Annotated in this window: 25 protein-coding genes; 12 read left to right on the top strand and 13 right to left on the bottom strand. The window is 68.6% G+C overall.

Annotation, left to right across the window (positions count from 1 at the left end; translation table 11 throughout):
• Positions 1–8: 8 nt before the first annotated feature.
• The gene (locus OJF58_RS26810; protein ID WP_300780954.1) at positions 9–446 is read left to right on the top strand and encodes a type II 3-dehydroquinate dehydratase; all 438 of its coding nucleotides are present in this window, start codon (positions 9–11) and stop codon (positions 444–446) included.
• A 16-nt stretch (positions 447–462) separates the two neighbouring features.
• Here OJF58_RS26810 and OJF58_RS26805 read toward each other — a convergent pair whose 3' ends face one another.
• Complete coding sequence (locus OJF58_RS26805) at positions 463–1,476, bottom strand: pyridoxamine 5'-phosphate oxidase family protein (protein ID WP_300780953.1); 1,014 nt, start codon at positions 1,474–1,476, stop codon at positions 463–465.
• 79 nt (positions 1,477–1,555) lie between these two features.
• Between OJF58_RS26805 and OJF58_RS26800 the strand changes: the two genes are divergently transcribed.
• Positions 1,556–2,458 (top strand): LysR family transcriptional regulator, encoded by a 903-nt coding sequence (locus OJF58_RS26800; RefSeq protein ID WP_300780952.1) that lies wholly within the window; start codon positions 1,556–1,558, stop codon positions 2,456–2,458.
• Between the two features lie 115 nt (positions 2,459–2,573).
• Here the strand turns inward: OJF58_RS26800 and OJF58_RS26795 are convergent, their stop codons facing one another.
• Positions 2,574–3,437, bottom strand: a complete 864-nt coding sequence (locus tag OJF58_RS26795) for a DUF1194 domain-containing protein (protein WP_300780951.1) — start codon at positions 3,435–3,437, stop codon at positions 2,574–2,576.
• 126 nt (positions 3,438–3,563) lie between these two features.
• On the opposite strand from OJF58_RS26795, the gene OJF58_RS26790 reads away from it, so the two are divergent.
• The 4 genes from OJF58_RS26790 (at position 3,564) to OJF58_RS26775 (ending at position 7,219) form a co-directional block, all read left to right on the top strand.
• Positions 3,564–4,772 (top strand): acyl-CoA dehydrogenase family protein, encoded by a 1,209-nt coding sequence (locus OJF58_RS26790; RefSeq protein ID WP_300780950.1) that lies wholly within the window; start codon positions 3,564–3,566, stop codon positions 4,770–4,772.
• A 201-nt stretch (positions 4,773–4,973) separates the two neighbouring features.
• Positions 4,974–5,918 carry an ABC transporter ATP-binding protein gene (locus OJF58_RS26785; RefSeq protein ID WP_300780949.1) on the top strand — a complete coding sequence of 315 codons (945 nt, stop codon included), beginning with the start codon at positions 4,974–4,976 and terminating at the stop codon, positions 5,916–5,918.
• 21 nt (positions 5,919–5,939) lie between these two features.
• Complete coding sequence (locus tag OJF58_RS26780) at positions 5,940–6,893, top strand: J domain-containing protein (protein ID WP_300780948.1); 954 nt, start codon at positions 5,940–5,942, stop codon at positions 6,891–6,893.
• Complete coding sequence (locus tag OJF58_RS26775; RefSeq protein ID WP_300780947.1) at positions 6,890–7,219, top strand: chaperone modulator CbpM; 330 nt, start codon at positions 6,890–6,892, stop codon at positions 7,217–7,219. The genes OJF58_RS26780 and OJF58_RS26775 overlap by 4 nt, the downstream gene beginning before the upstream one ends.
• On the opposite strand, the gene OJF58_RS26770 is transcribed toward OJF58_RS26775, so the two are convergent.
• Genes OJF58_RS26770 through OJF58_RS26760 form a run of 3 tightly spaced genes read right to left on the bottom strand, consistent with a single transcriptional unit; the run spans position 7,216 to position 11,232 of the window.
• The gene (locus tag OJF58_RS26770) at positions 7,216–7,809 is read right to left on the bottom strand and encodes an NAD(P)H-dependent oxidoreductase (protein ID WP_300780946.1); all 594 of its coding nucleotides are present in this window, start codon (positions 7,807–7,809) and stop codon (positions 7,216–7,218) included. The two genes, OJF58_RS26775 and OJF58_RS26770, sit on opposite strands and share 4 nt — an antisense overlap.
• Before the next feature lie 43 nt (positions 7,810–7,852).
• A complete protein-coding gene (locus OJF58_RS26765) occupies positions 7,853–10,189 on the bottom strand; it encodes a xanthine dehydrogenase family protein molybdopterin-binding subunit (RefSeq protein ID WP_300780945.1) in 2,337 nt (778 codons plus the stop codon).
• Positions 10,189–11,232, bottom strand: a complete 1,044-nt coding sequence (locus tag OJF58_RS26760) for a threonine aldolase family protein (protein ID WP_300780944.1) — start codon at positions 11,230–11,232, stop codon at positions 10,189–10,191. The genes OJF58_RS26765 and OJF58_RS26760 overlap by 1 nt, the downstream gene beginning before the upstream one ends.
• Before the next feature lie 55 nt (positions 11,233–11,287).
• On the opposite strand from OJF58_RS26760, the gene OJF58_RS26755 reads away from it, so the two are divergent.
• The 3 genes from OJF58_RS26755 (at position 11,288) to OJF58_RS26745 (ending at position 13,845) form a co-directional block, all read left to right on the top strand.
• Positions 11,288–12,520 carry an LLM class flavin-dependent oxidoreductase gene (locus OJF58_RS26755; protein ID WP_300780943.1) on the top strand — a complete coding sequence of 411 codons (1,233 nt, stop codon included), beginning with the start codon at positions 11,288–11,290 and terminating at the stop codon, positions 12,518–12,520.
• 55 nt (positions 12,521–12,575) lie between these two features.
• Positions 12,576–13,376, top strand: a complete 801-nt coding sequence (locus tag OJF58_RS26750; RefSeq protein WP_300780942.1) for an alpha/beta hydrolase — start codon at positions 12,576–12,578, stop codon at positions 13,374–13,376.
• Between the two features lie 106 nt (positions 13,377–13,482).
• Positions 13,483–13,845 (top strand): hypothetical protein, encoded by a 363-nt coding sequence (locus OJF58_RS26745; RefSeq protein WP_300780941.1) that lies wholly within the window; start codon positions 13,483–13,485, stop codon positions 13,843–13,845.
• Here the strand turns inward: OJF58_RS26745 and OJF58_RS26740 are convergent.
• The 4 genes from OJF58_RS26740 to OJF58_RS26725 form a co-directional block, all read right to left on the bottom strand.
• Entirely contained in the window at positions 13,832–14,155 is a 324-nt protein-coding gene (locus tag OJF58_RS26740; RefSeq protein WP_300780940.1) for a hypothetical protein, read from the bottom strand. The two genes, OJF58_RS26745 and OJF58_RS26740, sit on opposite strands and share 14 nt — an antisense overlap.
• Before the next feature lie 14 nt (positions 14,156–14,169).
• Positions 14,170–14,571, bottom strand: coding sequence for a VOC family protein (locus tag OJF58_RS26735; protein WP_300780939.1), 402 nt, complete (start codon positions 14,569–14,571; stop codon positions 14,170–14,172).
• Positions 14,572–14,619: 48 nt separating this feature from the next.
• Entirely contained in the window at positions 14,620–15,630 is a 1,011-nt protein-coding gene (locus OJF58_RS26730; protein WP_300780938.1) for an NADPH:quinone oxidoreductase family protein, read from the bottom strand.
• A 126-nt stretch (positions 15,631–15,756) separates the two neighbouring features.
• Positions 15,757–17,358, bottom strand: a complete 1,602-nt coding sequence (locus tag OJF58_RS26725) for a hypothetical protein (RefSeq protein WP_300780937.1) — start codon at positions 17,356–17,358, stop codon at positions 15,757–15,759.
• A 210-nt stretch (positions 17,359–17,568) separates the two neighbouring features.
• Between OJF58_RS26725 and petA the strand changes: the two genes are divergently transcribed.
• Positions 17,569–18,225: a ubiquinol-cytochrome c reductase iron-sulfur subunit gene (petA, locus tag OJF58_RS26720; protein WP_300780936.1), complete on the top strand. Its 657-nt coding sequence runs from the start codon at positions 17,569–17,571 to the stop codon at positions 18,223–18,225.
• Positions 18,226–18,332: 107 nt separating this feature from the next.
• On the opposite strand, the gene OJF58_RS26715 is transcribed toward petA, so the two are convergent.
• A complete protein-coding gene (locus OJF58_RS26715; RefSeq protein WP_300780935.1) occupies positions 18,333–19,181 on the bottom strand; it encodes an enoyl-CoA hydratase-related protein in 849 nt (282 codons plus the stop codon).
• A gap of 114 nt (positions 19,182–19,295) precedes the next feature.
• Here OJF58_RS26715 and OJF58_RS26710 point away from each other — a divergent pair, with 114 nt between their 5' ends.
• On the top strand, positions 19,296–20,087 hold the full coding sequence (locus OJF58_RS26710) for an enoyl-CoA hydratase (RefSeq protein WP_300780934.1): 792 nt from the start codon (positions 19,296–19,298) through the stop codon (positions 20,085–20,087).
• 55 nt (positions 20,088–20,142) lie between these two features.
• On the opposite strand, the gene OJF58_RS26705 is transcribed toward OJF58_RS26710, so the two are convergent.
• Positions 20,143–21,144: a branched-chain amino acid ABC transporter permease gene (locus OJF58_RS26705; protein ID WP_300780933.1), complete on the bottom strand. Its 1,002-nt coding sequence runs from the start codon at positions 21,142–21,144 to the stop codon at positions 20,143–20,145.
• Here OJF58_RS26705 and OJF58_RS26700 point away from each other — a divergent pair.
• Positions 21,143–21,895: a VOC family protein gene (locus OJF58_RS26700; RefSeq protein ID WP_300780932.1), complete on the top strand. Its 753-nt coding sequence runs from the start codon at positions 21,143–21,145 to the stop codon at positions 21,893–21,895. The two genes, OJF58_RS26705 and OJF58_RS26700, sit on opposite strands and share 2 nt — an antisense overlap.
• A 101-nt stretch (positions 21,896–21,996) precedes the next feature.
• On the opposite strand, the gene OJF58_RS26695 is transcribed toward OJF58_RS26700, so the two are convergent.
• Both OJF58_RS26695 and OJF58_RS26690 read right to left on the bottom strand, forming a co-directional pair.
• On the bottom strand, positions 21,997–22,971 hold the full coding sequence (locus OJF58_RS26695; RefSeq protein WP_300780931.1) for a nitronate monooxygenase: 975 nt from the start codon (positions 22,969–22,971) through the stop codon (positions 21,997–21,999).
• A gap of 130 nt (positions 22,972–23,101) precedes the next feature.
• Positions 23,102–24,373 carry an NAD(P)/FAD-dependent oxidoreductase gene (locus tag OJF58_RS26690; RefSeq protein WP_300780930.1) on the bottom strand — a complete coding sequence of 424 codons (1,272 nt, stop codon included), beginning with the start codon at positions 24,371–24,373 and terminating at the stop codon, positions 23,102–23,104.
• Positions 24,374–24,396 lie beyond the last annotated feature (23 nt).

Below are 24,396 nucleotides of genomic sequence, written 5' to 3'. Positions count from 1 at the left end.
GGGATGGAATGAAACTCCTGCTGATCCAGGGCGCCAACATGGAGTATCTGGGCACGCGTCAGCCCGAGCTCTATGGCACGACGACGGCCAAGGAGCTGAACTCCATCGTTCGCCGCCGCGCGCGTGAGCTCGGCGTGGATCTGGAGATCCTCTACACCAACACCGAGGGCGAGGCGGTCACCGCCATCTACCGCGCCGACCGCGAGGGCATCGACGGCGTGCTGTTCAATCCGGCGGGCTTCCTCTATGCCGGCCATGCGCTGCGCGACTGCCTGCGCTCGATCAGCGCGCCCGCGATCGAGATCCACATGACCAATATCGAGAAGCGCGGCTACGCCTCCATCACGGCCGAGGCGGTGGTCGGCATCATCACCGGCTTCGGCGTCAATTCCTACATCCTCGCCCTCGACGCCATGGTCTCCCGCCTGACCTCAGGCTCGGGCTGAGCTTTTTCGAGCAGTGTCATCCCGAGCGCAGCGAGGGATCTTTGGCCGGCGCCGATCGAGGATTCCTCGCCTCGCTCGGAATAACACGAGTTACGGAGAAAGGGGAACCTGGGAGTGAGTCCCACACACCGGTCGCGAGCGTCGTCGGGGCGTATTCGTCGAAGGTCCAGTCGAAGGGCAGGGCCTGCGGCCGGCGCCAGGCGCGCTTGACCTCGACCTGCCAGCTTCGCTCGGCGCCCCCGATCCGCGCCGCAGCGTGATCGCTCCAGTCGATTGCCACCCTGCCCTGGAGCTGCAGCAGCTCGCCGGTCGCGAAATCGACGAACAGCAGGCCGGCGCGCGGTTCGCCCAGCAGGTTGCCGAGCGTGTTGAAGTAGCGATTGCCGCGGAAGTCGGGAACGACGAGCGTATCGCCGCGCACCTCGACGAAGCCCGGCCGTCCGCCGCGATGGGAGACATCGAGCCCGCCCGCCCGTTCGATGGCGTCGCGCGAGCGGCTGGCGACGAGAAAGGTGTCGGCGGCCGTGATCAGCCGGCGCGCTTCCCCGTCGAGGCCGCTCAACCGTTCGATCGGCGCCGCGGCGCGCGGGCGGGCCGTCGGCCGGCGCGTCTGGATGTACTTCGCGCAGTTCCCGAAGCTCTGCGCCACCGCGACGGTGATGCCGCGCCCGTCTAGCACCGCCACCCGGCCGTTGGCGCGATTGCGCCGGCGGGTCGTGAAGTCGATGCCCAGCAGCCCGACCTCGCGGCCCGCCTGCAGGCCGGCTGCCGACGGATCGTCGGCGGCGGGGAGCGCATCGATGCGCAGCGTCACGGGATCGGGCGAATGGACGAAGCCCGCCGCGCCGTGCAGCACGGACGCCACCGGCCAGCCGCCGGCATCGGCGGTGGCGACGAAGAGATAGGGCAGGAGTCCGAAGAAGCTGCGATGCTGGTCGGGCATGAAGGCACGGATGCCGGTACCCGGGCTGCTCTGGCGGGCGAGCGACTGGGCGGCCAGCTCGTCGACGTGGAAGGGGGAGTTCTCCATGACCCTGATATGCGCCTTTCCTGCCGGGAAATAATTGGTCTAGGACTGAAATCATCATTCCATAATCAGGAAGAGTGGCATGGACCGTCTGGATGAACTCGCCCTGTTCGTGAGGATCGTCGAGGAGGGAAGCCTCGCGCGCGCCGCACGGCGGCTGCGCCGCTCGCCGCCGGCCGTGACGCGCGCGCTGGCCGCGCTGGAGGATCGCGTCGGCGTCCGGCTGATCGACCGCACGACGCGGCGGCTCGCGCCCACCGAGGCGGGCCGCCTGCTCGTCGAGCGCGCCCGTACGGTGCTGGGCGCGTACGAGGCCTCGATGGCGGGCGTCGCCTCCACGCCGGTGCGCGGCGTGCTGCGTCTCACCGCGCCCGTGCAGTTCGGCCGGCGTCACGTCGTGCCGATCGTGACGCGCTTCCTCGACCGCTTCGCCGATGTCGAGGTCGAGCTGCTGCTGGGCGATCGCAATCTCGACCTGATCGACGAGGCGATCGACGTCGCCGTGCGCATCGGGCACCTGCCCGATTCGTCGCTGATCGCGCGGCCGGTGGGCGAGGTGCGGCGGCTGTGGGTCGCAAGCCCCGGCTATCTCGGCAAGCGCGGCACGCCGCGCACGCCGGCCGATCTCGCCGCGCACGACGTCATCCTCGGCGTCACCGCGCCGGACTGGCGCTTCGCCGGTGCAAGGACCGCCGCGCCGCGCCGGCTGCGGGGCAGGCTGCGGGTCGACGATGTCGAGACCCGGCTGCGGGCGGCGCGCGCCGGCCGCGGCATCACGCAGCTTCTGTCGTACCAGGCGGCGGACGATCTCGCGGCCGGCAGCCTCGTGCGCCTCTTCCGCCGCCACGAACCGCCGCCGCTGCCGGTGCAGCTCGTGACCAAGGACCGCGCCCATCGCGCGCCCAAGGTCGATGCCTTCCTCGATTTCGCCGCCACGCGGCTCCTCGCCCTGGCCGTGATCCGGCCGGAAAAAACCCCCGCATAGGACCGCGTCACATGGGCCGGATGAGCGCAACTGGAGTTGCGCGCTCCGATGAGAACTCGGAGGAGCGCGCGAAAGATCCCTCGCTGCGCTCGGGATGACACAGCCTTACCGCGGATCAGTCCGGCGTGGTGCCGAAGCGGCGTTGCCAGAACTCGCGCGAGCGGCGTTCGCCGACGTCGCAGCCGGGCGGGTAGCCCGGGCGCACGAAGCGCGTGTAATCCTCTTCCTCGCCGCCGACCTGTGGCCGGCCGGCCTGCGCAAAGCGGGTGCCGTCGGGCAGCGGCCGGCGCGCCACCTCCTGCAGGAGCTTCTTGCGCACGGCGCGGGGGAAGTCGTCGAAGCTCTTCGCCACCTCGACGAACGAGTGCGGGCCGCCCGTCACGCAGTGCAGGTAGTACTGGTCGAGGTCGGGCTCGGCGGGGAAGCCGAACGGGTTGGGCCGGTCGTTGATGATCGGCAGGCCGTTGATCGCGATGCGCCGCTTCAGCGCTTCCGTGCGCGCGTCGGTGACCAGGACGCCGTCGTTGTTCGAGCCGTCGCCCGAGATGTCGAGCACCTTGCTGTCGGCGTCGTAGCGGCTGCGGGCGAACAGGCTCACGGCGTAGTGGATCGCGCCGCTGATCGAGGTGCGCCGCGCGATCGAGATCGGCTCGTTGTCGAGCCGGTCGGCGAACGCCTTGATCGTGGCTTCGCTGTCGAGCAGCGTCCAGTCGATCAGGAGCTTCTGCATCCAGGAGTCCGACCATTCGAAATAGGCGATGGCGATGCGCCCGTTCGGCCCGTCCAGGATGCCGCGCACGACTGCCGGATCGCGGAACGCCTTCACGTAGCCCTCGCGCTGCAGCCTGGCCTCCTCGGGGTCGATGCTGCCGGAGATGTCGATGGCGAGCGCCAGCGCGACGTCGACCTCCTTCTTCTCCTGCGCGACGGCAGGAAGGGCGGTGAGGAGCAGGACGAACAGACAAGCGAGATAGCGCATGGCGTCTCCGCATCGACTGTCGACGACAGGGAACCATACCGCCAGACGGCTTCCCGGGCCACCGGCTGGCTGGACGTCCGCCGCCGCCCGCCGCTAGCCTGCGGTCACGAACGCGGGAGGATGGCAATGGATCTGTCGCTTGGCCCCGAGGACGAGGCCTTCCGGACCGAGGTGCGCCGGTTCCTCGATGAGAATCTCAGCGACGACCTGCGCGAGGCCGGCCGCAAGACGGGCGGCGTGTTCGCCGAATTTTCAGCCGGGCTGCGATGGCACAAGGTGCTGGCGCGGCGCGGCTGGTCGGCGCCGACCTGGCCGGCCGAATACGGCGGCACGGGCTGGACCGCCACCCAGCGCTACATCTTCGCGCGCGAATGCACCGCCGCCGACGCGCCGCGCGTCTTCAGCATGGGCATCCGCATGGTCGGCCCCGTCATCATGAAGTTCGGCACGCCCGAGCAGAAGGCGAAGTACCTGCCGGGCATCGTGTCGGGCGACATCACCTTCTGCCAGGGCTACTCCGAGCCCGGCTCCGGCTCCGATCTCGCGAGCCTCAGGACGCGCGCGGTGCGCGACGGCGACGACTACGTGATCGACGGCACCAAGATCTGGACGACCGGCGCGCATGTCGCCAACCGCATGTTCTGTCTCGTGCGAACCTCGACCGAGGGCAAGCCGCAGGATGGCATCTCCTTCGTGCTGATCGATTCGATGGACCGGCCCGGCCTCACCGTGAAGCCGATCGTGACCCTGGCCGGCGACCATGAGGTCAACCAGGTGTTCTTCGACAAGGTGCGCACTCCGGTCGCCAACCGCATCGGGCCCGAGAATGCCGGATGGACGGTGGCCAAGTACCTGCTGGAGTTCGAGCGCGGTGGCGACGCCTACACCCCGAATCTCCACGCCCGCCTGGAGGATGTGCGCCGCATCGCGCGCGAGGAGGCGGCCGACGGCTCGGGGCGACTCGCCGACGAACCGGGCTTCGCCCGCCGCCTGGCGGAGGCGGACCTCGCGGTCCAGGCGCTGGAGATGATCGAGCTGCAGGTCCTGTCCGACCTCAGCAAGGGCCGCAATCCCGGCGCCGTCTCCTCGCAGATGAAGATCCGCGGCAGCGAGACCCTGCAGGCGATCGATCATCTGGGCGTTGAGGCGCTGGCCTGGTACGCCGCGCCGTTCGAGCCCGAGGCACGCCTGTTGGGCCACAACGAGCCGACCGTCGCGCCCGACTGGGGCATCACCGCCATGCCGCTCTATCTCAACAACCGGGCGGCGACCATCTATGCCGGCTCCAACGAGATCCAGCGCAACATCATCGCCAAGGCGGTGCTGGGCCTGTAGGCCTCAGTGCAACACTTCGGTGTCATCCCGAGCGTAAGCGAGGGACCTTTGCTCGGCGTGGCGAAAGATCTCTCGTCGTCGGCTCGGGATGACGCGAACTCCAGTGACGCCATGAGCTGAAAGCAAGCGTTTCGCGAGGAAATCCCGCCAGCGGGCACCGTCGCCAGGGGAACAGGTGCCGGCGTCCGGCGTTCCATTGCGATGGAATGTCCGGCCCTGCCGCAGACCTTGATGGGCTACGTGGTGCGCTGCTCCGGTCGGCATCAGGTCGGCCTGGCCGTGCTGGCGGCGGGCGTCTTCGGGCTGAGCTCGGTGCCGCTCGAGCTGCAGCGGCGGATCGTCAACGACGCCATCAAGAGCGGCTCGGGAAGGACCATCCTCTGGCTCGCGCTGGCCTATGTCGCCGTGGCGCTTCTCGAGCAGGGGCTGAAGCTCGCGCTGAATGTCTATCGTAGCTGGGTGAGCGAGGATGCGGTCCGCACCCTGCGCAAGACGCTGTGCACGCTGGACGAGGGCGAACCCGCGGCAGCCAATCCTGCACCGGCCAGGGACGACGGCGAGACCGGCACGCATGCGGCGATGGTGGTGGCCGAGGCCGAGCCGATCGGCGGCTTCGTCGGTATGGCGATCTCCGAGCCGCTGATGCAGCTCGGCACCCTGGTCAGCGTGGTGGGCTACATGGCCTATATCGAGCCGTGGACGCTGGTGCTGAGCCTCGGTCTGCTGGGTCCGCAGATGCTGTTCGTCCCGCCGATGCAGCGCGCCATCAATCGCCGCGCCGGCGCCCGCATCCGCACCATCCGCCACGTCGGCGGCGACATCGTCGAGAGCGGCGCGCCGGAGGAGGACCGCATCGAGCGTGTCTTTGCGCTGAACATGGGTATCTACAGGATCAAGTTCAGCATGAACCTCGCCATGAACTTCATGCACCATCTCGCGGTCGCCGTGGCCCTGGGCGTGGGCGGCCTGTTCGTGCTCGACGACCGCCTCCAGCTCGGCACGGTGGTGGCCGTCGTCTCCGGCCTCGGCAAGCTCAACGATCCGTGGCGCGACCTCGTGAACTGGGGTCGCGAGCTGTCGGTGGACGCGGTGAAATACCGGCTGTTCGCCGACGCGCTGCAGCACAGAGGCCTTGCAACTGCCTGAAACATCACGACATCCTGCGGCATGAAAGACCCCTACGAGGTGCTGGGCGTGCCTCGGACGGCCTCGGAGGACGAGATCCGCAAGGCCTTCCGCAAGCTCGCCAAGAAGCACCATCCCGACCTCAACCCGGGCGACAAGGTCGCCGAAGCGAAATTCAAGGAGATCGCCCAGGCCAACGACCTGCTGTCCGATGCCGAAAAGCGCCGGCGCTTCGACGCGGGCGAGATCGACGCCAGCGGCCAGGAGATGCCGCCGCGCGGCTTCTACCGCGATCAGGCCGGCGGCATGGGCGGCGCCAAGTACCGCCGCTCGGGCGGCCAGGAGGAATTCGTCGACATGGGCGGCATCTTCTCCGAGATGTTCGGCCAGCGCCGCGGCTTCGACTTCGGCGCCGGCGGTGGGGGAGGCGAGAGCTTCGAAGGCTTCGACATGAGCGGCCTGCCCGTCACCTACACGCTTTCGGTGCCGTTCCTGGTGGCGGCGCGCGGCGGCAAGCAGCGGGTGAACCTGCCGAACGGGCGCACGCTCGACATCGACATTCCCGAGGGCGCGACCGACGGCCAGACGCTCAGGCTGAAGGGGCAGGGCATGCCGGGCTCCAAGGGCCGGCCGGCGGGCGATGCCTATGTCGAGATCCGCGTGCAGCCGCATGCCTTCTTCGAGGCGCGCGACAACGACATCCACGTCGACCTGCCGGTGACGCTCAGCGAGGCGGTGCTGGGCGGCAAGGTGCGGGTGCCGACGGTCGGCGGGCCGGTGATGCTGAACGTGCCGGCGGGCTCGAACACCGGCGCATCGCTGCGGCTCAAGGGCCGCGGGCTGCTCGACCGCAAGTCGGGGCAGCGGGGCGACCAGTACGTGAAGCTCAAGGTCGTCCTGCCCGACCAGCCCGACGACAAGCTGAAAGAGTTCCTGCAGTCGTGGGAGGCCGGCCGCGCCTACGACCCGCGCAAGGCGATGGAGTCCTTCACATGACGAGCCTCGACGAGCTCCTGCGGCTGAACCGGCGCCTCACCGTGATCCATGTCGAGCGCTGGGTGGCGCGCGGGCTGTTGCGTCCGGCAGGGGCGGCCGAGGCCTGGCGCTTCGAGCCGATCGACGTGGCGCGCGCGCAGCTGCTGGCCGAGCTGGTGGACGATATCGGCCTCGATGACGATACCGCCGAGACGGTGATGGGGCTCGTCGACCAGGTCCACACGCTGCGCGCCGAGCTCGGCCTGCTCGCCAGGGCCATCGCCGAGCAGCCGTCCGCGACGCGCGATGCCATCGCCGCGGCCCTGCGACGGCTCGCCGAGCGCTAAAGACCGCGTCGGCCGAGTTCCCTGACCTCTGCCAGGCGCCGCTCGATGGCCGCTTTGCCGCTGCTGCCGACGCTGCCGAGCAGGGTGGCGCGGACCGGCGAGAATCCGACGAAGCGCAGGATGTTGCGCTCGAGGTTCTTGAGTCCGTGCGCCCGGAAGAACCAGCGATAGACGAACGCCGGCATGCCCATGGTGACGATGATCCGGGCGGATTTTCCCTTGAGATGCTTGATCGGAAATCCGCTCGGCCGGTAGGTGAAGGCGAAGCCCGGCCGCAACGCCTGCTCGAGAAAGGCCTTGAGTTTTGCCGGCATGTCGCCGAGCCAGAGCGGAAAGATCACGACGATATGGTCGGCCCGCCGGATCTGCTCCTGTGCGCAGACGACAGCGCTTGGCGGCGTGCCTTTCTCGAATTCGGCCTGCGAGGCGACGAAACCGAAGTCGAGTCCGGCAACATCGATCCGTTGCACGGACCTGCCGGCCTGGCGTGCGCCCTCGGCATAGGCTTCGGCGAGAGCGTGACAGAGACCTTTGCTCCTGGCATCGGGGTGGCCGTTCAGAATCAGGACGTGGCGGGCTGCTCGTGACATGGTCCCATGTCGCCGCACGCGACATTGGCCGCCTTGATCTGGATCAGGGCCTTTGCCGCAATGCCCGCCACACCTTGTGCGGCGTGAGCGGCATGTCGAGGTGGCGCACGCCGAGCGGATGCAGGGCATCGAGCACGGCGTTGGCGACGGCGGCCGGGGCGCCGTTGGCCGGCAGCTCGCCCACGCCCTTGAAGCCCATGAAGTTGTTGGGCGAGGGCGTGCCGATGGTCTCGACATGGAAATTCGGCACCTCGTCGGCGCGCGGCAGGGCATAGTCCATCAGGGTGCCGGTCAGGAGCTGGCCGGTCGCCTCGTCGTAGACCGCTTCCTCCATCAGCGCATTGCCGGTGCCCTGTGTCATGCCGCCATGCATCTGTCCCGCGAGCAGCCGCGGATTGACCACCACGCCGCAGTCGGCCACCGCCGTGAAGCGGTCGATCCGGGTTTCGCCGGTCTCGGGATCGACCTCGACCTCGCAGACCATGACGCCGGTCGGATAGGACTCGATCTTGTCGGCGAACACGGCGTCGCCGTCGAACGGCCGCCACGCCGCCAGCTCGAACAGCCCGATGCGCCGGTCGGTGCCGACAACCTCGAAGACGCCGTCACGGAAGGCGATGTCCTGCGGCGCCGTCTCCAGCCGCTCGGCGGCGAGATCGCGGCCGCGCTGGATCACGACGTCGGCGGCGCGCCTGAGCGTGGTGCCGCTGATGATGGTGGAGGAGGAACCGCCGGTGCCGCCGCCATGGGGAATCGTGCCCGTGTCGCCCTGACGGATTTCGATCCTCTCGACCGGCACGCCGAGCGCGGCCGACAGGATCTGCGCGAACACCGTCTCGTGCCCCTGGCCCTGGCTCTGCGTGCCGACCTTGGCGACCAGCCGCTCGGCCTCGACATGCACGATCGTGTGCTCGTCGGCGATGCCGCCGGTTCCGTGCAGGTGGCAGGAGAGGCCGAGGCCGCGCCTCAGCCCCCGCGCCTCGCTTTCGGCGCGCCGCGCGGCGAAGCCGGGCTCGTCGGCGGCCCCGAGCGCGGCCTCCAACAGCCGCACGCAATCGGCCGCGTCGTAGGTGTAGCCGGTCGCCGCCTTGTAGGGCATGTCCTCGGGCTTCAGCAGGTTGAGCCGGCGCAGCTCGGCCGGGGTGCGCCCGGTCTCGTGGGCGGCGAGATCGACCAGCCGCTCGAGCAGGAACAGCGCTTCCGGCTTTCCGGCGCCGCGGATGGCATCGACCGGCACGGTGTTGGTGAAGGCGCAGTCGAAGTCGACGCGGATCGCCGGGATGCGATAGAGGCCGGAGATCACCTTGGCGAGGCCGGTGGTCGGGATCGAGGGCGCGAACATCGACACATAGGCGCCGAAATTGGCCTCGGCCTTCACGCGCACGCCGAGGAACCGGCCGTCCGCGTCGAGCGCCAGCTCGGCCGAGGCGACGAGATCGCGGGCATGGGTGTCGGCGATCGCGAGCTCGGAGCGCTCGCAGCTCCAGCGCAGGCCGCGGCCGAGCTTGCGCGTCGCCCAGGCGATCAGCGCCGCCTCGGTATAGAGCGGATATTTCGGGCCGAAGCCGCCGCCCACATCCTCGGTGATCAGCCTGAGCTTGTCCCTGGGCACGCCCAGCACGTGCTCGCACAGCAGCCGGTGCGGGATCTGCACGCCCTGGGAGGAAAGTGTGAGGGTGACGACGTCGTCGGCGTCGTCGTAGGCCGACCAGGCCGAACGCGGCTCCAGATAGTGCACGATCTGGCGCGGCGAGCGGATCGCGAGCTTGGTGACGTGCGCGGCCCCGGCGAAGGCGGCATCGGTCGCGGCCGCATCGCCCCGGCTCCAGCGGCACATGAGGTTGCCCGGCGCCTCCTCGTGCAGCAGCGGCGCCCCGGGCGCGAGCGCCTGTGCCACCGTCACGACGGCCGGCAGTTCCTCGTAGTCGATCGCCAGCAGCTCGGCGGCGTCGCGCGCCTGGTCGAGCGTTCCGGCCACGACCATCGCCACGATATCGCCGACATGGCGCACCTTGCCCACCGGCATCGGCAGATGCGGCGGCTCGCGATGGCGCCGGCCCTCGGCATCCTTGATCTCGCTGATGGCCGGCAGATGGCCGAGCCTGTCGGCGGCCGTGTCTTCGGCACTGTAGATCGCCGCGACGCCCGGCGCGGCGAGCGCTGCCTTCTTGTCGATGCCGGCGATGCGCGCATGCGCGTGCGGCGAGCGCACGAACAGCACGGCCAGCGCCTCGGCCGACGCCGTGTTGGCCGCATAGCGCCCGCGCCCCGTGAGGAACCGCCGATCCTCGCGCCGGGTGATCGGCTGGCCGATCCGGGCGGGTTTCTCGTGTCCCTCTCCCCCTAGCGGGGGAGAGGAGAATGAAATCGAAACCATCATCACGCCGCCATCACCTCGTTGATCACCGCGAGCGCCGTGTCGATGTCGGTGCGGGTGACGTCGAGGTGGGTGACGGCGCGGATGCGGGTCGCGGTGCTGGCGCCGAGGCCGACGCCGCGCTTGCGGCAGGCATCGACCAGCTTGGCCGCCGTCCAGCCCTGCTTCCTCACCTCGAAGAAGACGAGGTTGGTCTCCATGCGCGGCACGTCGATCTCGAGCCCCTTGATGTTGGCGATGCCTTCGGCGAGGCGCTGCGCATTCGCGTGGTCCTCGGCGAGGCGATTCCAGTTGTGGTCGAGCGCCCACAGGGCAGCGGCGGCGATGATGCCCGACTGGCGCATCGAGCCGCCCAGCATCTGCTTCTGCCGCCACGCCTCCCTGATGAACTCCTTCGAGCCGGCGAGGGTCGCGCCGACCGGCGCGCCCAGCCCCTTGGTGTAGTCGAGCCAGAGCGAGTCGACGCAGGCGGCGTAGTCGCTCGGGCGCGTGCCCGATTTCACGCAGGCATTGGCGAGCCGCGCGCCGTCCATGTGCATGGCCACGCCGGCGGCTCGGCCCACCTTGGTCACGCCTTTCAGGGTGTCGAGCGGCCAGACCGTGCCGAAGCCGCCGTTCGAGGTGTTCTCGACCGAGACCAGACGCGAGCGCGGCGCGTTGCGGATGGCGGGATCGCGCAGCGCCGCCTTGAGCTGGTCGCCGGTGAAGACGCCGTGCGCGCCCTCGACGGTGCGGATCATCACGCCGGCGTTCGCCGCCGGTCCGCCCGACTCCGAATTGAAGATGTGCGCGGTGCGGTCGGCGATCACCTCGTCGCCCAGCCGGCAGTGCACGCGGATCGCGATCTGGTTGGCCATCGTCCCGCTCGGCAGGAACACCGAGTCCTCCTTGCCCAGGAGCTCGCAGACGCGCTCGCGCAGGCGCTCGACGGTGGGGTCCTCGAACTTCTGCTCGTCGCCCACCTCCGCCTCGGCCATCGCCTTTCGCATGCCGGGCGAGGGCTTGGTCTTGGTATCGCTGTAGAGATCGATGAAGCGGTTTTGCATGGCGTGTCCGGTGCTCCTGCGCCACCATAGCGCGGAGGAACGGAAGGCGACGACCATGAAATTCACCTGGTTCCATCTGATGCCCTGGCCGTACATGCCGGACGACTTCCGGCAGAAGCACCGCTCGGTCTGGGTCGACCTCCCCAACCGCATGTACGAGCCCGAGCGCGGGCATAGCGTCTATCACCGGTATCTCGACCAGCTCGAATTCGCCGAGAGCGTGGGCTTCGACGGCATCGGCGTGAACGAGCACCACGCCAACGCCTACGGGCTGATGCCGTCGCCCAACATCATGGCGGCGACGCTGACGCGCCGCACCTCGAAGGCGGCGCTGGTGGTACTGGGCAACTCGATCGCGCTCTACAATCCGCCGCTGCGCGTGGCCGAGGAGTTCGCCATGCTCGACGTGCTGTCGGGCGGCCGGCTGGTCGCGGGCTTCCCCGTCGGCACCTCGATGGACACCAACTACGCCTACGGCACGATCCCCGCGCTCACCCGCGAGAAGTATGCCGAGGCGCACGAGCTGATCCGCAAGGCGTGGGCTGCCGACGAGCCGTTCGCCTTCAACGGCCGCTACACCAAGCTGCGCTACGTGAACTGCTGGCCCAAGCCGATCCAGCGGCCGGCGCCGCCGATCTTCATTCCCGGCGGCGGCTCGGTCGAGACCTACGACTTCTGCCTCGACAACACCTATTCCTATTCCTACCTGAGCTACTCGGGCTATCTGCGCGCCAAGCTCCTGATGGAGGGCTACTGGAAGCGGGTGGCGGAGCGGAAGGCGGACGAATCGCCTTACCGTGCGGGCTTCGCGCAGGTGATCTGCGTCGCCGACACCGACTCCGAGGCGGAGCGGCTCTACGGCCCGCATGTGAGCTACTTCTACAATCGCTGCCTGCACGTCTATCCAGGCTTCGCCGATGCGCCGGGCTATCGCACCATCAAGACCATCCAGACCGGCGCGCTGTCGCAGTTCACCCAGTCCGGCCGCGACTATCCCAACATGACCTGGAAGGACCTGACGGAGAACCGCTATGTCGTGGCGGGCTCGCCCGAGACCGTGCGCCAGCAGATGGAGGAGCTGATCCGGAGCCTGCGCGTGGGCAACATCTTCTGCCTCTTGCATGTCGGCGACATGCCGGACGACAAGGTGCGCCATTCGACCAAGCTCTTCGCCGAGAAGGTGATGCCGCACCTGCGCAACCTGTGGCCCGAATGGAACAACCACGACGATCGCTTCTGGATCCATCCCATGAACGAGCGCGTCGAGCTGAAGGTCGCTGCCGAATGAGCCGGCTTTTTTCTTCTGGACCGCGGGCCTCCGGCCCGCTCATGAGGCGGGCAAGATGCCCGCGGTCCGCATGAAGTCGAGACTCATCACCCTCAAACCCTCGGGCATGCGCATCGAGGTGGCGGAGGCAGGGAAGGGGCGCGATCTCCTGTTCCTGCATGGCGCCGGCGGGCACATGCTGAACGACCCGTTGCTCGCCGCGCTGGCCACGAAGTACCGGGTCGCGGCGCCGCTGCTGCCGGGCTACGGCCGGTCGGACGGCGAGGATGGACTGCGCGACATGCTCGACTTCACGCTGCACACGCTCGACGCGATGGCGAAGCTCGAGCTCGAGGCGCCGATCGTGGTCGGCCATTCGATGGGCGGCATGATCGCGGCGGAGATGGCGGCGATCGCCCGCACCGAGGTCGCGAAGCTTTGCCTGCTCGCGCCCGCCGGGCTGTGGCTCGACGACCATCCCGTCGTCGATATCTTCTCCAAGCTGCCCTACGAATTGCCGGCGCTCCTGTTCCACGACGCCGAGGCCGGCAAGAAGCTCATGACCGCTGGCGGCGGCGACATGAACGATCCGGAGTTCCTCAAGCAGTTCCTGGTCACCAACGCGCGGCGGCTGGGCATGGCGGGCAAGATCCTCTTCCCCATCCCCGACCGCGGGCTGGCCCAGCGGCTCCATCGCGTCATCGCCAAGACTTTGATCGTCTGGGGCCAGGAGGATGCGCTGATTCCGCCCGTCTATGGCGAGGCTTTCAGGAAGGCGATCCCCGGGTCGAAGCTGGTCAAGGTCGCCAAGGCCGGCCACGCCGTCGGCCAGGAAAGGCCCGATGCCGTGCTGAAGGCCATCCAGGCGTTCTTCTAGCTTTCACATTCTGTGTCATTCCGGGGATGACGCGATTCCAAGATCGCTGTCGTCACGGCCAAAGTGGCGTACTCTTCTTCGTCGATCAGAAGAGAGGGGAGGAGCCATGCGAGGGATTGTCGTGATGGCGGGGGCAGTGCTGGCGCTGGCTGGCGCGGCGCAGGCGCAGCCGGTGGCCTATAGCTGGACCGGCATGGGCACCAACGTGCAGGGCAGCTCGAAATGCCCGACCTACAAGATGACCATCGATGTCACGCTGGAGGGCAGCAAGGTGACCGGCCGCTTCCAGCAGCAGGGACGCCCCGAGCGGCATTTCGAGGCGGCGCTCGGCGCCGACCGCGCGTTCAGAACCAAAGCCGAGGTCGGCGGCGGCGGCACGATGGACGTCATCGGCTCGCTGAAGGAAGGCGACAGCACCGTGGTCCTCGACGGCTACTGCAAGTTCGGCGGCACGCTCACGAAGAAGTAGGCCGTTCGGGTACCGACAGCGCGATCTCGGCCAGGCAGGTCTGCCGCGCGAGGCTGTAGTTGGAGAAGGTGCGCCAGCGGTCGTCGTTGAGGCGCAGGTCCGACAGATCCGGCAGGTCCAGGCATCGCCACTCGCCGCGCGGCGGCAACCGGCTCGACGTCTCGCCGCCGTACTGGAACACGAAGGCCGCCGGCGTGCCGTCCGCCTTGAAGCCGATCGCGTGCGGGGCGAAATGCCGTTCGCCGTCCTTGTGGCGGCCGGTGACGCAGCGCCTCTCGCGTATTGCCTGCTCCAGGATCTCGAGCGTCATGCCTCGCGGCCGCCTCAGGGGGCGAGAAGGGCGTCGTAGCCTTGCCGGTTGAACTGGAGCAGGCAGAAGCCGTGGCCGAACGGATCCGCGAGCATGGCGATTCTTCCGTAGGCGGCGTCCCTGGCCGGCGCCTCGAGCGTCGCGCCCGCGGCGACGGCGCGCGCGACGGCGGCCTCCACATCGTCGACGACGATGTCGGCATGGACCGGCGTCCAGTGCCTGTCATAGCGCCGCAGATCGCCGCCCGCGCCCACGGTGCCCGCCTTCTTGGTCAGGAGATAGACCGTGGCGGGCCAGCCCAGCAGCTCGACGAAATCCATGCCGAACCGGCGGCCGACCTTCAGATCGAACGCCGTCGTGTAGAAGCGGACGCCCGTCTCGACATCGGGCACATCGATATTGAGCAGCAGTGTCATCGCTGGCCTCCAGGCGGAATGATTGCCGATGCCGCCGGTCTCCGTTCCTCAGGCGTCCATGACGACGGCCACACGTCCGGTGACGCTGCGTTCCAGCAGCGCCTGCAGGGCGGCGGCCGCCTCGTCCAGCCGGAAGGTCCGGTCGACATGCGGCCGGCATCGGCCCGCTTCGCACCAGGCGCGGATACGCTCCATCAGCGCGAAGGTTCGTCCGGCCTGCTCGAAGCGCGCGTCGTGCGGGCTCCAGCCGACATAGTAGCCGTAGTTGAAGCCCATCACCGCGATCGACTTCACCAGCAGGATGTTGGCCGGCACCTGCGGGATCGCGCCGCCGGCGAAGCCGATCGGGCAGATGCGGCCCTCGACCGCCAGGCAGCGCAGCGACTGCGTGAACACATCGCCGCCCACCGGATCGTAGACGCGATCGACGCCGCGGCCGGCGGTGAGCTTCAGGACCTCCGTGCGGAAGTCGCGCGTGCCGTAGTCGATCACGTGATCGGCGCCGTGTGTCCGGGCGAACGCCGCCTTGCGCGTGCCGCCGGCGGTCGCGATCACGGTCGCGCCCAGGATCTTGCCGATCTCGACCGCGGCCACGCCGACGCCGCCCGCCGCCGCATGCACCAGCAGCGTCTGGCCCTCCCTGAGGTCGAGAACGGAGGGCCAGGTGAGGGCGGCGGCCGAGGTCGGGTAGGAGATGGCGAGCTGGATCGCCTCGACGAAGCCCACATTGGCCGGCTTGGGGAATACGTTCACCTCGTGCGCCACGGCTTCCTCGGCGAGCCCGCCCCAGTCGAGCACGGCCACGACCTCGTCGCCGACCTTCACGCGCCTGCAGGCGGGATCGGCGTCGATCACCACGCCCGAGACCTCGGTGCCCGGCGCGAAGGGCAGCGGCGGCTTGCGCTGGTACTTGCCGGCGATCACCAGCGTCGTGGCAAAGCTCACGCCCGCCGCGCGCACCTGGATCCGCACCTGCCCCGGCTTCAGGGCTGGCCGCGCGACGTCGCGCAGCCGGAGATCCTCCGGCCCACCCCATCTCTCGCACATCATCGCTTTCATGGGGCCAGCCTACATCAGGCATCTGCCGTGTCACGCCGGGCCACGAGATCCCTCGGCTTCGCCTCGGGATGACACATCATCGCTGGTCCGAAGATCGTGTCATCCCGAGCGACAGCGAGGGATCTTTCACAAGAGCGAGGCTATCCCCATCGCCTTCCCGAACCGGTGGCTGCAGTCGAGCGGGTCGCCGTACTTGCGGTGACGGGCGGTGTGCTGCGCGGCGGCGAGGAGCAGGCGGTCGCGGTCGGGACTGCGGTTCTTGGCATAATCCTCGAGCAGGCAGAGCACGATCTCCTGGTTGTGGGGATCGTTGCCCAGCCGGCTGGCCGCCAGCGCCAGAGCGCGCACCAGCGGCGCGCGGTCGTGTCCACTGTCGAGATAGGCCTGCGTCCAGCCCACCGCCTTGGGCGCATCGAGCGCCAATGTCGCCGCCTCGACGGCGGCCGCCAGCCGGTCGGCGTCGAAGCCTTCGACGTTCGACGGCCTCTCGATGCGCGGCGGCAGCAGGTCGCCGGTCAGCTTCTGGTGGAAGGCGTTCTGGTTGAGGTAGGCGGCGGCGAGATAGAGCAGCTTGATGCGTTGCGGATGGTCGAAGGTGTCCCAGAACCAGCCGAGCGTGTTCACGTACTCGTAGCAGTGCTGCGGCAGGGAGAAGTTGAGCTCGCTGTGCGTCTCCAGCACGACCTGCGCGGCGCCGATCTGCAACGCGTCGAGGATCGAGCGCGGATCCCTGCCGGCCTTCAGGAGCTTCGTGACCTCGAGGAGATAGCCGGGCTCGGGCGCGCGCAGCGTGACCTCGACCAGCGCCTCCGACTCGGCCTTGTCGAGCGCCGTCCTGCTGGCAAGCAGGGCGCGCTCCTGCCCGGTCGTGCCGGCATAGGGCACGGCATGCAGCACCTGGCCTTCGAGATAGACGGTGACCGCGTTGCAGGCGCTCTCGTAGAGCGAGTACCAGCGCGGGCCGACGGCGATGTCGAGCGCGCCGGCATAGAGCACGTCGTGGGCGGCCGCCCAGCCAATCGCCTCGCCCAGCTCGACGGTGGCACGGGCGCGGAAAGATTTGTGGCCGGTGGTGTAGGAGCGGTTCTGGAATGCGCGGTCCTGCACGTCGATCAGGCCGGCGAAGACGAGCTCGGCCAGAGCGGCGCGCCGCTCGGCAGGGTTGGCCATGAGACCCAGGAAGACGCGATAGGCCTCGCTCACCTGGCCGCGATGCACCAGCGTCATCCAGCGGCCGAGCCGCTCCTTCAGCGGCCCGTCGAGCGCGAGCGGCTCCTGGTCGGGCCAGTGGACCAACGGTGCGGGCGGCGGGCCGTCCGGCACCTGCAATCCCCGCGAATAGTGGCCCGGCGCCTTGCCGATCTTCTGGTTCCAGATGTCGAGGCCGGTCGGGATGTACCAGACGGTCTGCGCCATCGGCAGGCCCGACGCCGCGCCCGGCAGCATCCTGGAGAGATGCAGCGTCGCGCGGGCGCTGAGCAGGCAATGGTCGTTGTTGACGAAGTTCACGTAGCCGTCGTCGAGGCGCTCGTGATAGGGCACGTGCGTGTAGGGCGCGTGGATGCGCACCCCCTCGCGCAGCATCTCGGTCAGGGGCCGGCCGTCCTTCGCCAGCTTGTAGTAGACCTCGCTCGCGCCCTTCTGGTCGCGGTCCAGGATGCGCGCCTCGAGCGCGGCATAGAGAGGATCCGAACGCGGAGCGGCGAGGGATGAGGTGTCCGGCGACATGGGCGGCCTCCGTCGAGGCCGTCATTAGACGCCCGACGCGGCAGGCTTCCAAGCCGTCATAGCGACTGAAATTCGTATCGTGGCACGGCGAACGCGGGGAACGGCAAAAGGTTGCCGGCGCCGTCGAGCGGCGGCGTCGCAGGCAGTCGCGCGTCCGAACATCACACCATCTTGCCGTCGCCCGGCGGCGACCGATGTCTGATGCGAGCGATGGCTGAGATGACAGACCAGGTCGAAAAGTTCCCTCCCGTCGAGGCGACACGCCGCGACTTCCTGCTCGCGGCGGCGGGCGCCATGACCGCGGTCGGCGCCATCGCCACCGCCTGGCCCTTCATAAACTCTCTCAATCCCGCCGCCGACGTGATCGCGGCGGGCGCGCCCGTCGATGTCGACATCTCGAAGGTGCAGGGCGGCCAGCAGATCACGGTGCTCTGGCGCAGCCGGCCGATCTTCATCATGCATCGCACGCCCGCCGCGCTCGACATGCTGCGACAGGCGCGCGACACCGACCTGCTCGCCGACCCGGACTCCACCGTCCTCCAGCAGCCCGAATACGCCAGGAACTGGCACCGCTCGATCAAACCGGAATACCTGGTCGTCGTCGGCATCTGCACGCATCTCGGCTGCATCCCGCAGCTCAGGGCGGCGCCCGGCGGCGATCTCGGCCCGAGCTGGCCGGGCGGCTTCTTCTGCCCCTGCCACGGCTCGCGCTACGATCTGGCGGCCCGCGTCTTCAAGGGCGTGCCGGCGCCCTACAACCTACCCGTGCCGCCCTATCGTTTTGTCAAGGACACGGTCCTGCGCATCGGCGAGAATCCGCCGGGCCCCGGCTCCGACTTCGACCTCCGCTCGATCGTGCAGATCTGACCGTTGCAATGATGGTGTCATCCCGAACGAAGTGAGGGATCTTTCGCGGCGTCCACCAAAGATCCCTCGCTGCGCTCGGCATGACACCGATGTGCGGTCCCTCAGCGTCACGCCCACGGTCCGAACGGCGGCATGTCCTTGCTGGGTCTGAGCGGGAAGTTGGGGGCACGCTTCTCGAAGAAGGAGCGGATGCCTTCCTGCGCATCGGCGCTCGCGGCCAGGTAGCCGACGCACTGCAGGTCGAGCGTGACGGCGTCGAGCGGATCCTGTGCACCCCACATGCTCCACATCAGCCGGCGATTGACGGCGGCGGCGACGGCGGAGGAGCTGCCGGCAGCAAACTTGCGCGCCAGCGCGCGGGCGGCCGGCAGCAACTCGTCGGGCGCATGGACGGAGCGCACGAGACCGCCCTTCAGCGCCTCCTCGGCGCCGAACAGCTCGGCCGACATCACCCATTCCTGCGCCTGCTGCATGCCGACCAGCCGCGGCAGGAACCAGCACGAGCCCGCCTCCATCGCCATGCCGCGCCTTTTGAACACGAAGCCGATCTTGGCGCTCGTCGACATCATGCGGATGTCCATCGGCAGGCACATGGTGATGCCGACGCCGACCGCCGCGCCGTTGATCGCCGCCACGATCGGCTTCAGGCAGTTGAAGATCGCGAGCGTGATCGAGTCCTTCGCCTCGCGCTTCTGCGGCTTGCTGCCGTCGTTCCAGACCTTGAAGGCGCCGCAGCCGCCCGAGATGTCGGCGCCGGCGCAGAAGGCGCGGCCGGCGCCCGTCACCACGATCGCCCGTACCTCGTCCATCGCGTTCATGCGCTGGAAGAAGTCGATCAGCTCTCGGCTCATCGTCGTGTCGAAGGCATTGAGCTTGTCCGGGCGGTCGAGCGTCACGGTCATGACGCCGTCCGCCAGATCGGTCTGCAGGGCCTCGTAGGTCGTCTCGTGGGTCATGCGCTGAGCTCCTTCTCGCATTTCCGCCACGCAAGACCGAATGTCGTTGCGTGACCGCGTGGTTTACGAAACCATCGCCGCCCCGACCCCGATTCGCAATCCTGGAGGAAGCCCATGCCCGATCTTCTCAAGTCCGTCGAGGATGGCGTGATGAAGCTCACGTTCAACCGGCCCGACGCCATGAACGCACTCAGCCGCGACATGATGACGGCGCTGAGCTCCTCGCTCGAGGAGGCGGCGGGCTCGCGCGAGATCGGCTGCGTGGTGGTGCGGGGGGCGGGCGACAAGGCCTTCTGCGCCGGTGGCGACGTGAAGTCGATGGCGGCCGGGCGCGACCAGGACAAGACCTACGAGGACAAGGTCCACGACCTGCGCGAGCGCATGCGCGTCTCGGAGCTGCTGCACGAGATGGGCAAGCCCACCATCGCCATGGTGAACGGCGTGGCCGCCGGCGCCGGCCTCTCGATCGCGCTGGCCGCCGACATGCGTTTCGCGGCGAAGAGCGCGCGCATGACGACCGCCTTCGCCAAAGTCGGCTTCTCGGGCGATTTCGGCTCGCACTACTTCCTGCACAAGCTGGTCGGCACGGCCAAGGCGCGCGAGCTCTACTTCACCGCCGAGATCCTGAACGCCGAGCAGATGGAGAAGCTCGGGCTCGCCAACCGTGTCATCGAGGATGTGAACCTCGAGAGCGAGACCATGACCTTCGCGAAGAAGCTCGCTGCGGGACCGCGCGTCGCCTGGTGGCACGTGAAGAAGAACATGAAGGTCGCGGAGGAAGGGACGCTCGCCGAGGCGCTCGACAGCGAGGCCGCGCGCATGATCCGCACCGGCGAGACCAACGACCACAAGGAAGCCGCCCGCGCCTTCGTCGAGAAGCGCGCCCCGGTGTTCAAGGGGAACTGACCTCGTGTCATCCCGAGCGCCGCGAGGGATCTTTCATCGCATTGCCAAAGATCCCTCACCGCGTTCGGGATGACACGGTCGCTCTTTTGGCCACGTAGACTTTGAATTTCGTGATCGCCCCCGCGATGCCTCTCGGCATCGCCACGATGGCGGCGATCATCAGGGCGGCGTAGAGCAGTGCCGACAGGCCCTTGCCCCAGCTCGCGACGACGCCCGGCAGGAATTCCAGCACCACCCCGCCGATGACGGCGCCCCAAAGGGAATACATGCCGCCCACGATGACGCCGAACAGCATCTGGACCGAGAGCGCGAAGTTGTAGGCGGTCGGCCCGACGAAGCCGAACTGGCAGGCCGACAGGCAGCCGGCGAGCGCGAGATAGGCACCCGCCATGCCCGATGCCGCTGCGCGCAGATGGACGACGTTGACGCCCTGCGCCGCGGCGGCGAGATCGTGGTCGCGGGCGGCCATCAGGGCGCGGCCGGAGCGGCTGGCGACGAGGTTGGCCGCCACCCAGACGCCGCCTGCGAGCAGCGACAGGGCGATCAGGAAGGACCAGCGGTCATTGCTCAGGAACGCGAATGGCGAGGCGAAGGCGTCGACCGACAGACCTTGAACGCCGCCGGTCCAGCGCTCGATCACACGCCAGCGCAGGAGCTGCGGGAAGGCGATGGCCAGCGCATAGCCGATCAGCGCCTGCGTCCACAGGCTGTGGCCGCCCGCCACGCGGCCGAGCCCGTAGCCCGCGGCGAAGCCCACCAGCGGGGCCACGACGAGGGCGAGATAGACCGGCAGCACGGTATGGTTGACGAGCAGCGCCGCCGCATAGCCGCCCATGCCGAAGAGCGCGGCCTGCGCGAAAGTGAACTGGCCGCTCACGCCGCTCAGCACCACGAGGCCGAGAAGCGCGATCGCCCAGATCGTGGCTTCGGCGAAGCGAAAGACGACGAAATTCGGGAAGCAGAACGAGAGCGCGGCCGCTGCCACGAAAGCCATGGTCGCCACGGTCCGCATGGCGCTAGCATAGACCGCGACGCCAGGAATTGGGAGGCAGGCCATGAAGCTCCGGCAATGCGTGTTCGTCGCCAGGGATCTCGAAAGCTCGCGCGAGGAGCTCTGCGACACGCTCGGCCTCGAGGTCGCCTATCGCGATCCCGGCGTGGCCAAGTGGGGGCTGGCAAATGTCGTTTGCCCGACGGGGCACGATTTCCTCGAGATCGTGTCGCCGACGCGCGACGGCACCTCGGCCGGCCGCTATATCGAGCGGCGCAAGGGCGACGGCGGCTACATGGTGATCCTGCAGGTGGCCGACGCCGTCGCCGAGCGCGAGCGCGTGACGGCGCTCGGCGTGCGCGCGGTCGAGCAGAAGGACCAGCCGGAATACAAGTACACGCACTTCCATCCGGCCGACACCGCGGGCGTTCTGCTGTCGCTCGACCAGACGGTCGCGCCGGCCGGCACCGATCCGAAGCTCTGGTGGCCGCCCGCGGCCAGGGACTGGCTGAAGCATGCGCGCTCGGACGTCACCAACGGCCTCGCCGGCGTCGAGATCCAGTGCGTCGATCCCGACAAGGCGGCGGCGCTATGGTCGAGGATCCTGAACCGCCCGGCGAAGGACGACATCATCCGTCTCGACGACGACGGCGAGGTCCGCTTCGTGCCCATCGCCGACGAGCGCGGGCCCGGCGTCTCGGCCTACGACGTGCGCGTGGTCGACCGCGACCGCGTCGTCGCCGCGGCGAGGAAGCGCCACAAGCAGCACGGCGTCGGCCAGGTCGAGGTCTGCGGCTGCCGGATCAATTTGGTGTAGGACGCGCAAAGCAAAGATCCCTCGGCTTCGCCTCGGGATGACACAGGAAAGAAGGATGTATCATCCCGAGCGAAAGCGAGGGATCTTTCCTCGATGCTGGATCAAGCCGCGATCGCCCGCGCGAGCCGGCCGCGGATCATCGCCTCGGCCTCGCCGACGATGCGCTCGACCAGCTCCTTGCAGGTCGGGATGTCGTGGATCAGGCCCATGCAGGTGCCGGCGGACCAGATGCCGTGCTCGAGATCGCCGGTCTCGTAGACGATCCTGCCCTTGGCGCCGGCGATGTGAGGGCCGATCTCGGCGATCGACTTGCCTTCGCCTTCCATCTCGATCGCCTTCCTGGCGACGGAGTTGCCGTAGACGCGGCTGGTGTTGCGCATGGTGCGCAGGATCAGCGCCGTGCTGCGCTCGTCGGAGGCGACGATCTTCTCCTTCACCTTCTGATGGATCGGCGCCTCTTTCGTCGCCATGAAGCGCGTGCCCATGTTGATGCCCTCGCAGCCCAGCGCCAGCGCGGCGACGAGGCCGCGTGCGTCGGCGAAGCCGCCCGAAGCGATCATCGGGATCTTGATGACATTGGCCGCCGCGGGCAGCAGCACGAGGTTGGGGACGTCGTCCTCGCCGGGGTGGCCGGCGCACTCGAAGCCGTCCATCGAGATCGCGTCGACGCCGACCTTCTCGGCCGAGATGCCGTGGCGCACCGAGGTGCATTTGTGGATCACCTTGATGCCTGCCGCCTTCAGCTTGGGCAGGAAGGGCTTGGGATTGTTGCCGGCGGTCTCGACGATCTTGATGCCGGAGTCGACGATCGCGTCGATGTACTCGTCATAGGGCCGCGGCACCAGGGTCGGCAGGATGGTGAGGTTCACGCCGAACGGCTTGTCGGTCATCTCGCGGCAGCGCTCGATCTCCTTGCGCAAATCCTCGGGCGTCGGCTGGGTGAGGCCGGTGAGGAAGCCGAGCGCCCCGGCATTGGCGACCGCCGAGGTGAGCTCGGCGCGCCCGACCCACTGCATGCCGCCCTGCACGATCGGATGCTGCACGCCGAACATCTCGGTGAAACGCGTCTTGATCATCTCTGCCGGTCTCCCGCTGGATTCGCTCGCGCCGAGCATTTAGCGAACCGGGGGCGGGCCTGCCAGTCCACCGACCGTATGCCGGTCATGCCTTCCGCAGAACGAATTCTCCTTGTCGTCCCGGGCGCAGTCAGGCGTTGCCGGCCAGCGCGCGCACGAGATCGGCGAGCGCCAGCGAGGCGGTGAGGCCGGGCGATTCGATGCCGAACAGGTTGATCAGCCCGGGCACGCCGTGCTCGGCCGGCCCCTGGAGCACGAAATCCTGCGCCGGTGCGCCCTGCGGCACGATCTTGGGCCGGATGCCGGCATAGCCCGGCTGCAGCGCGCCGTCCTTCAGCCCGGGCCAGTAGCGGCGCACGGCCGCATAGAACTTGTCGGCGCGATGCGGATCGACCGTGTAGTCGATGCCGTCGATCCATTCGACGTCGGGCCCGAACTTCGCCTGGCCGCCGAGATCGACCGTGATGTGCACACCGAGCCCGCCCGGCACCGGAACGGGATAGATCAGGCGCGAGAATGGCGACTTTCCGGTCAGCGTGAAATAGTTGCCCTTGGCGTAGTAAGGTTCGGGGATGCGTTCCTTGGGCATGCCCTCGAGCTTGCGGGCAAGCAGGGGCGCGTGGAGGCCGGCCGCGTTCACCACCAGACGGCAACGAAGCTTCATCGGCTCGGTTCCGCCGACCTCGAGCTCGATGCCGTCCTCGCTCACGCGGCCGCGCTCGACCGGGCTCAGGAAGGCGAACATCGCGCCGTTCTCCTCGGCGTCGCCCTGCAGCGCCAGCATGTAGCCGTGACTGTCGACGATGCCGGTCGCGGGCGAGAGCAGGGCGGCGGTGCATTTCAGGTTGGGCTCGAGGGCCATCGCGTCGGCCGCGCCCAGCAGCCGCATGCCTTCCACGCCGTTGGCCTCGGCACGGCCCTTGATCTCAGCCAGCTTCTCGCTCTCGGCCTCGCTGGTGGCGACGATCAGCTTGCCGCAATTGAGGTGCGGCACGCCGTGCTCCTTGCAGTAGGCATAGAGAAGGCGCCGGCCGGCCACGCAGGTGCGCGCCATCAGGCTGCCTCTGGGATAGTAGATGCCGGCATGGATGACTTCGGAATTGCGCGACGAGGTCTCGGTGCCGATCGAGTCGGCCGCCTCGACGACGATGACCTCACGGCCGGCGAGGGCAAGGGCGCGCGCCACCGCGAGCCCCACGACACCGGCGCCGACCACGACGCAATCGGCGCTTTCGAACGAGGACGAACTCATGGCGCGCATGCTAGAGAGACCGCGGTGAGTAGACCAGTGAGACGAATATTCCCGCCGCCTTCCAGCTCCTTTTGTGTCATCCCGGGCTTGTCGCACTCTCAGGGGTGGACGCTCATGTTCTTCCGGACCGCGAGCCTCCGGCTCGCTCATGAGCGCGCTGGAAGCGCGCGGTC

This window comes from Enhydrobacter sp., assembly GCF_030246845.1.
Taxonomy (GTDB): domain Bacteria; phylum Pseudomonadota; class Alphaproteobacteria; order Reyranellales; family Reyranellaceae; genus Reyranella.
The sequence above is the reverse complement of the archived record's forward strand: the minus strand, read 5'-3'. Positions and strand labels throughout refer to the sequence as shown.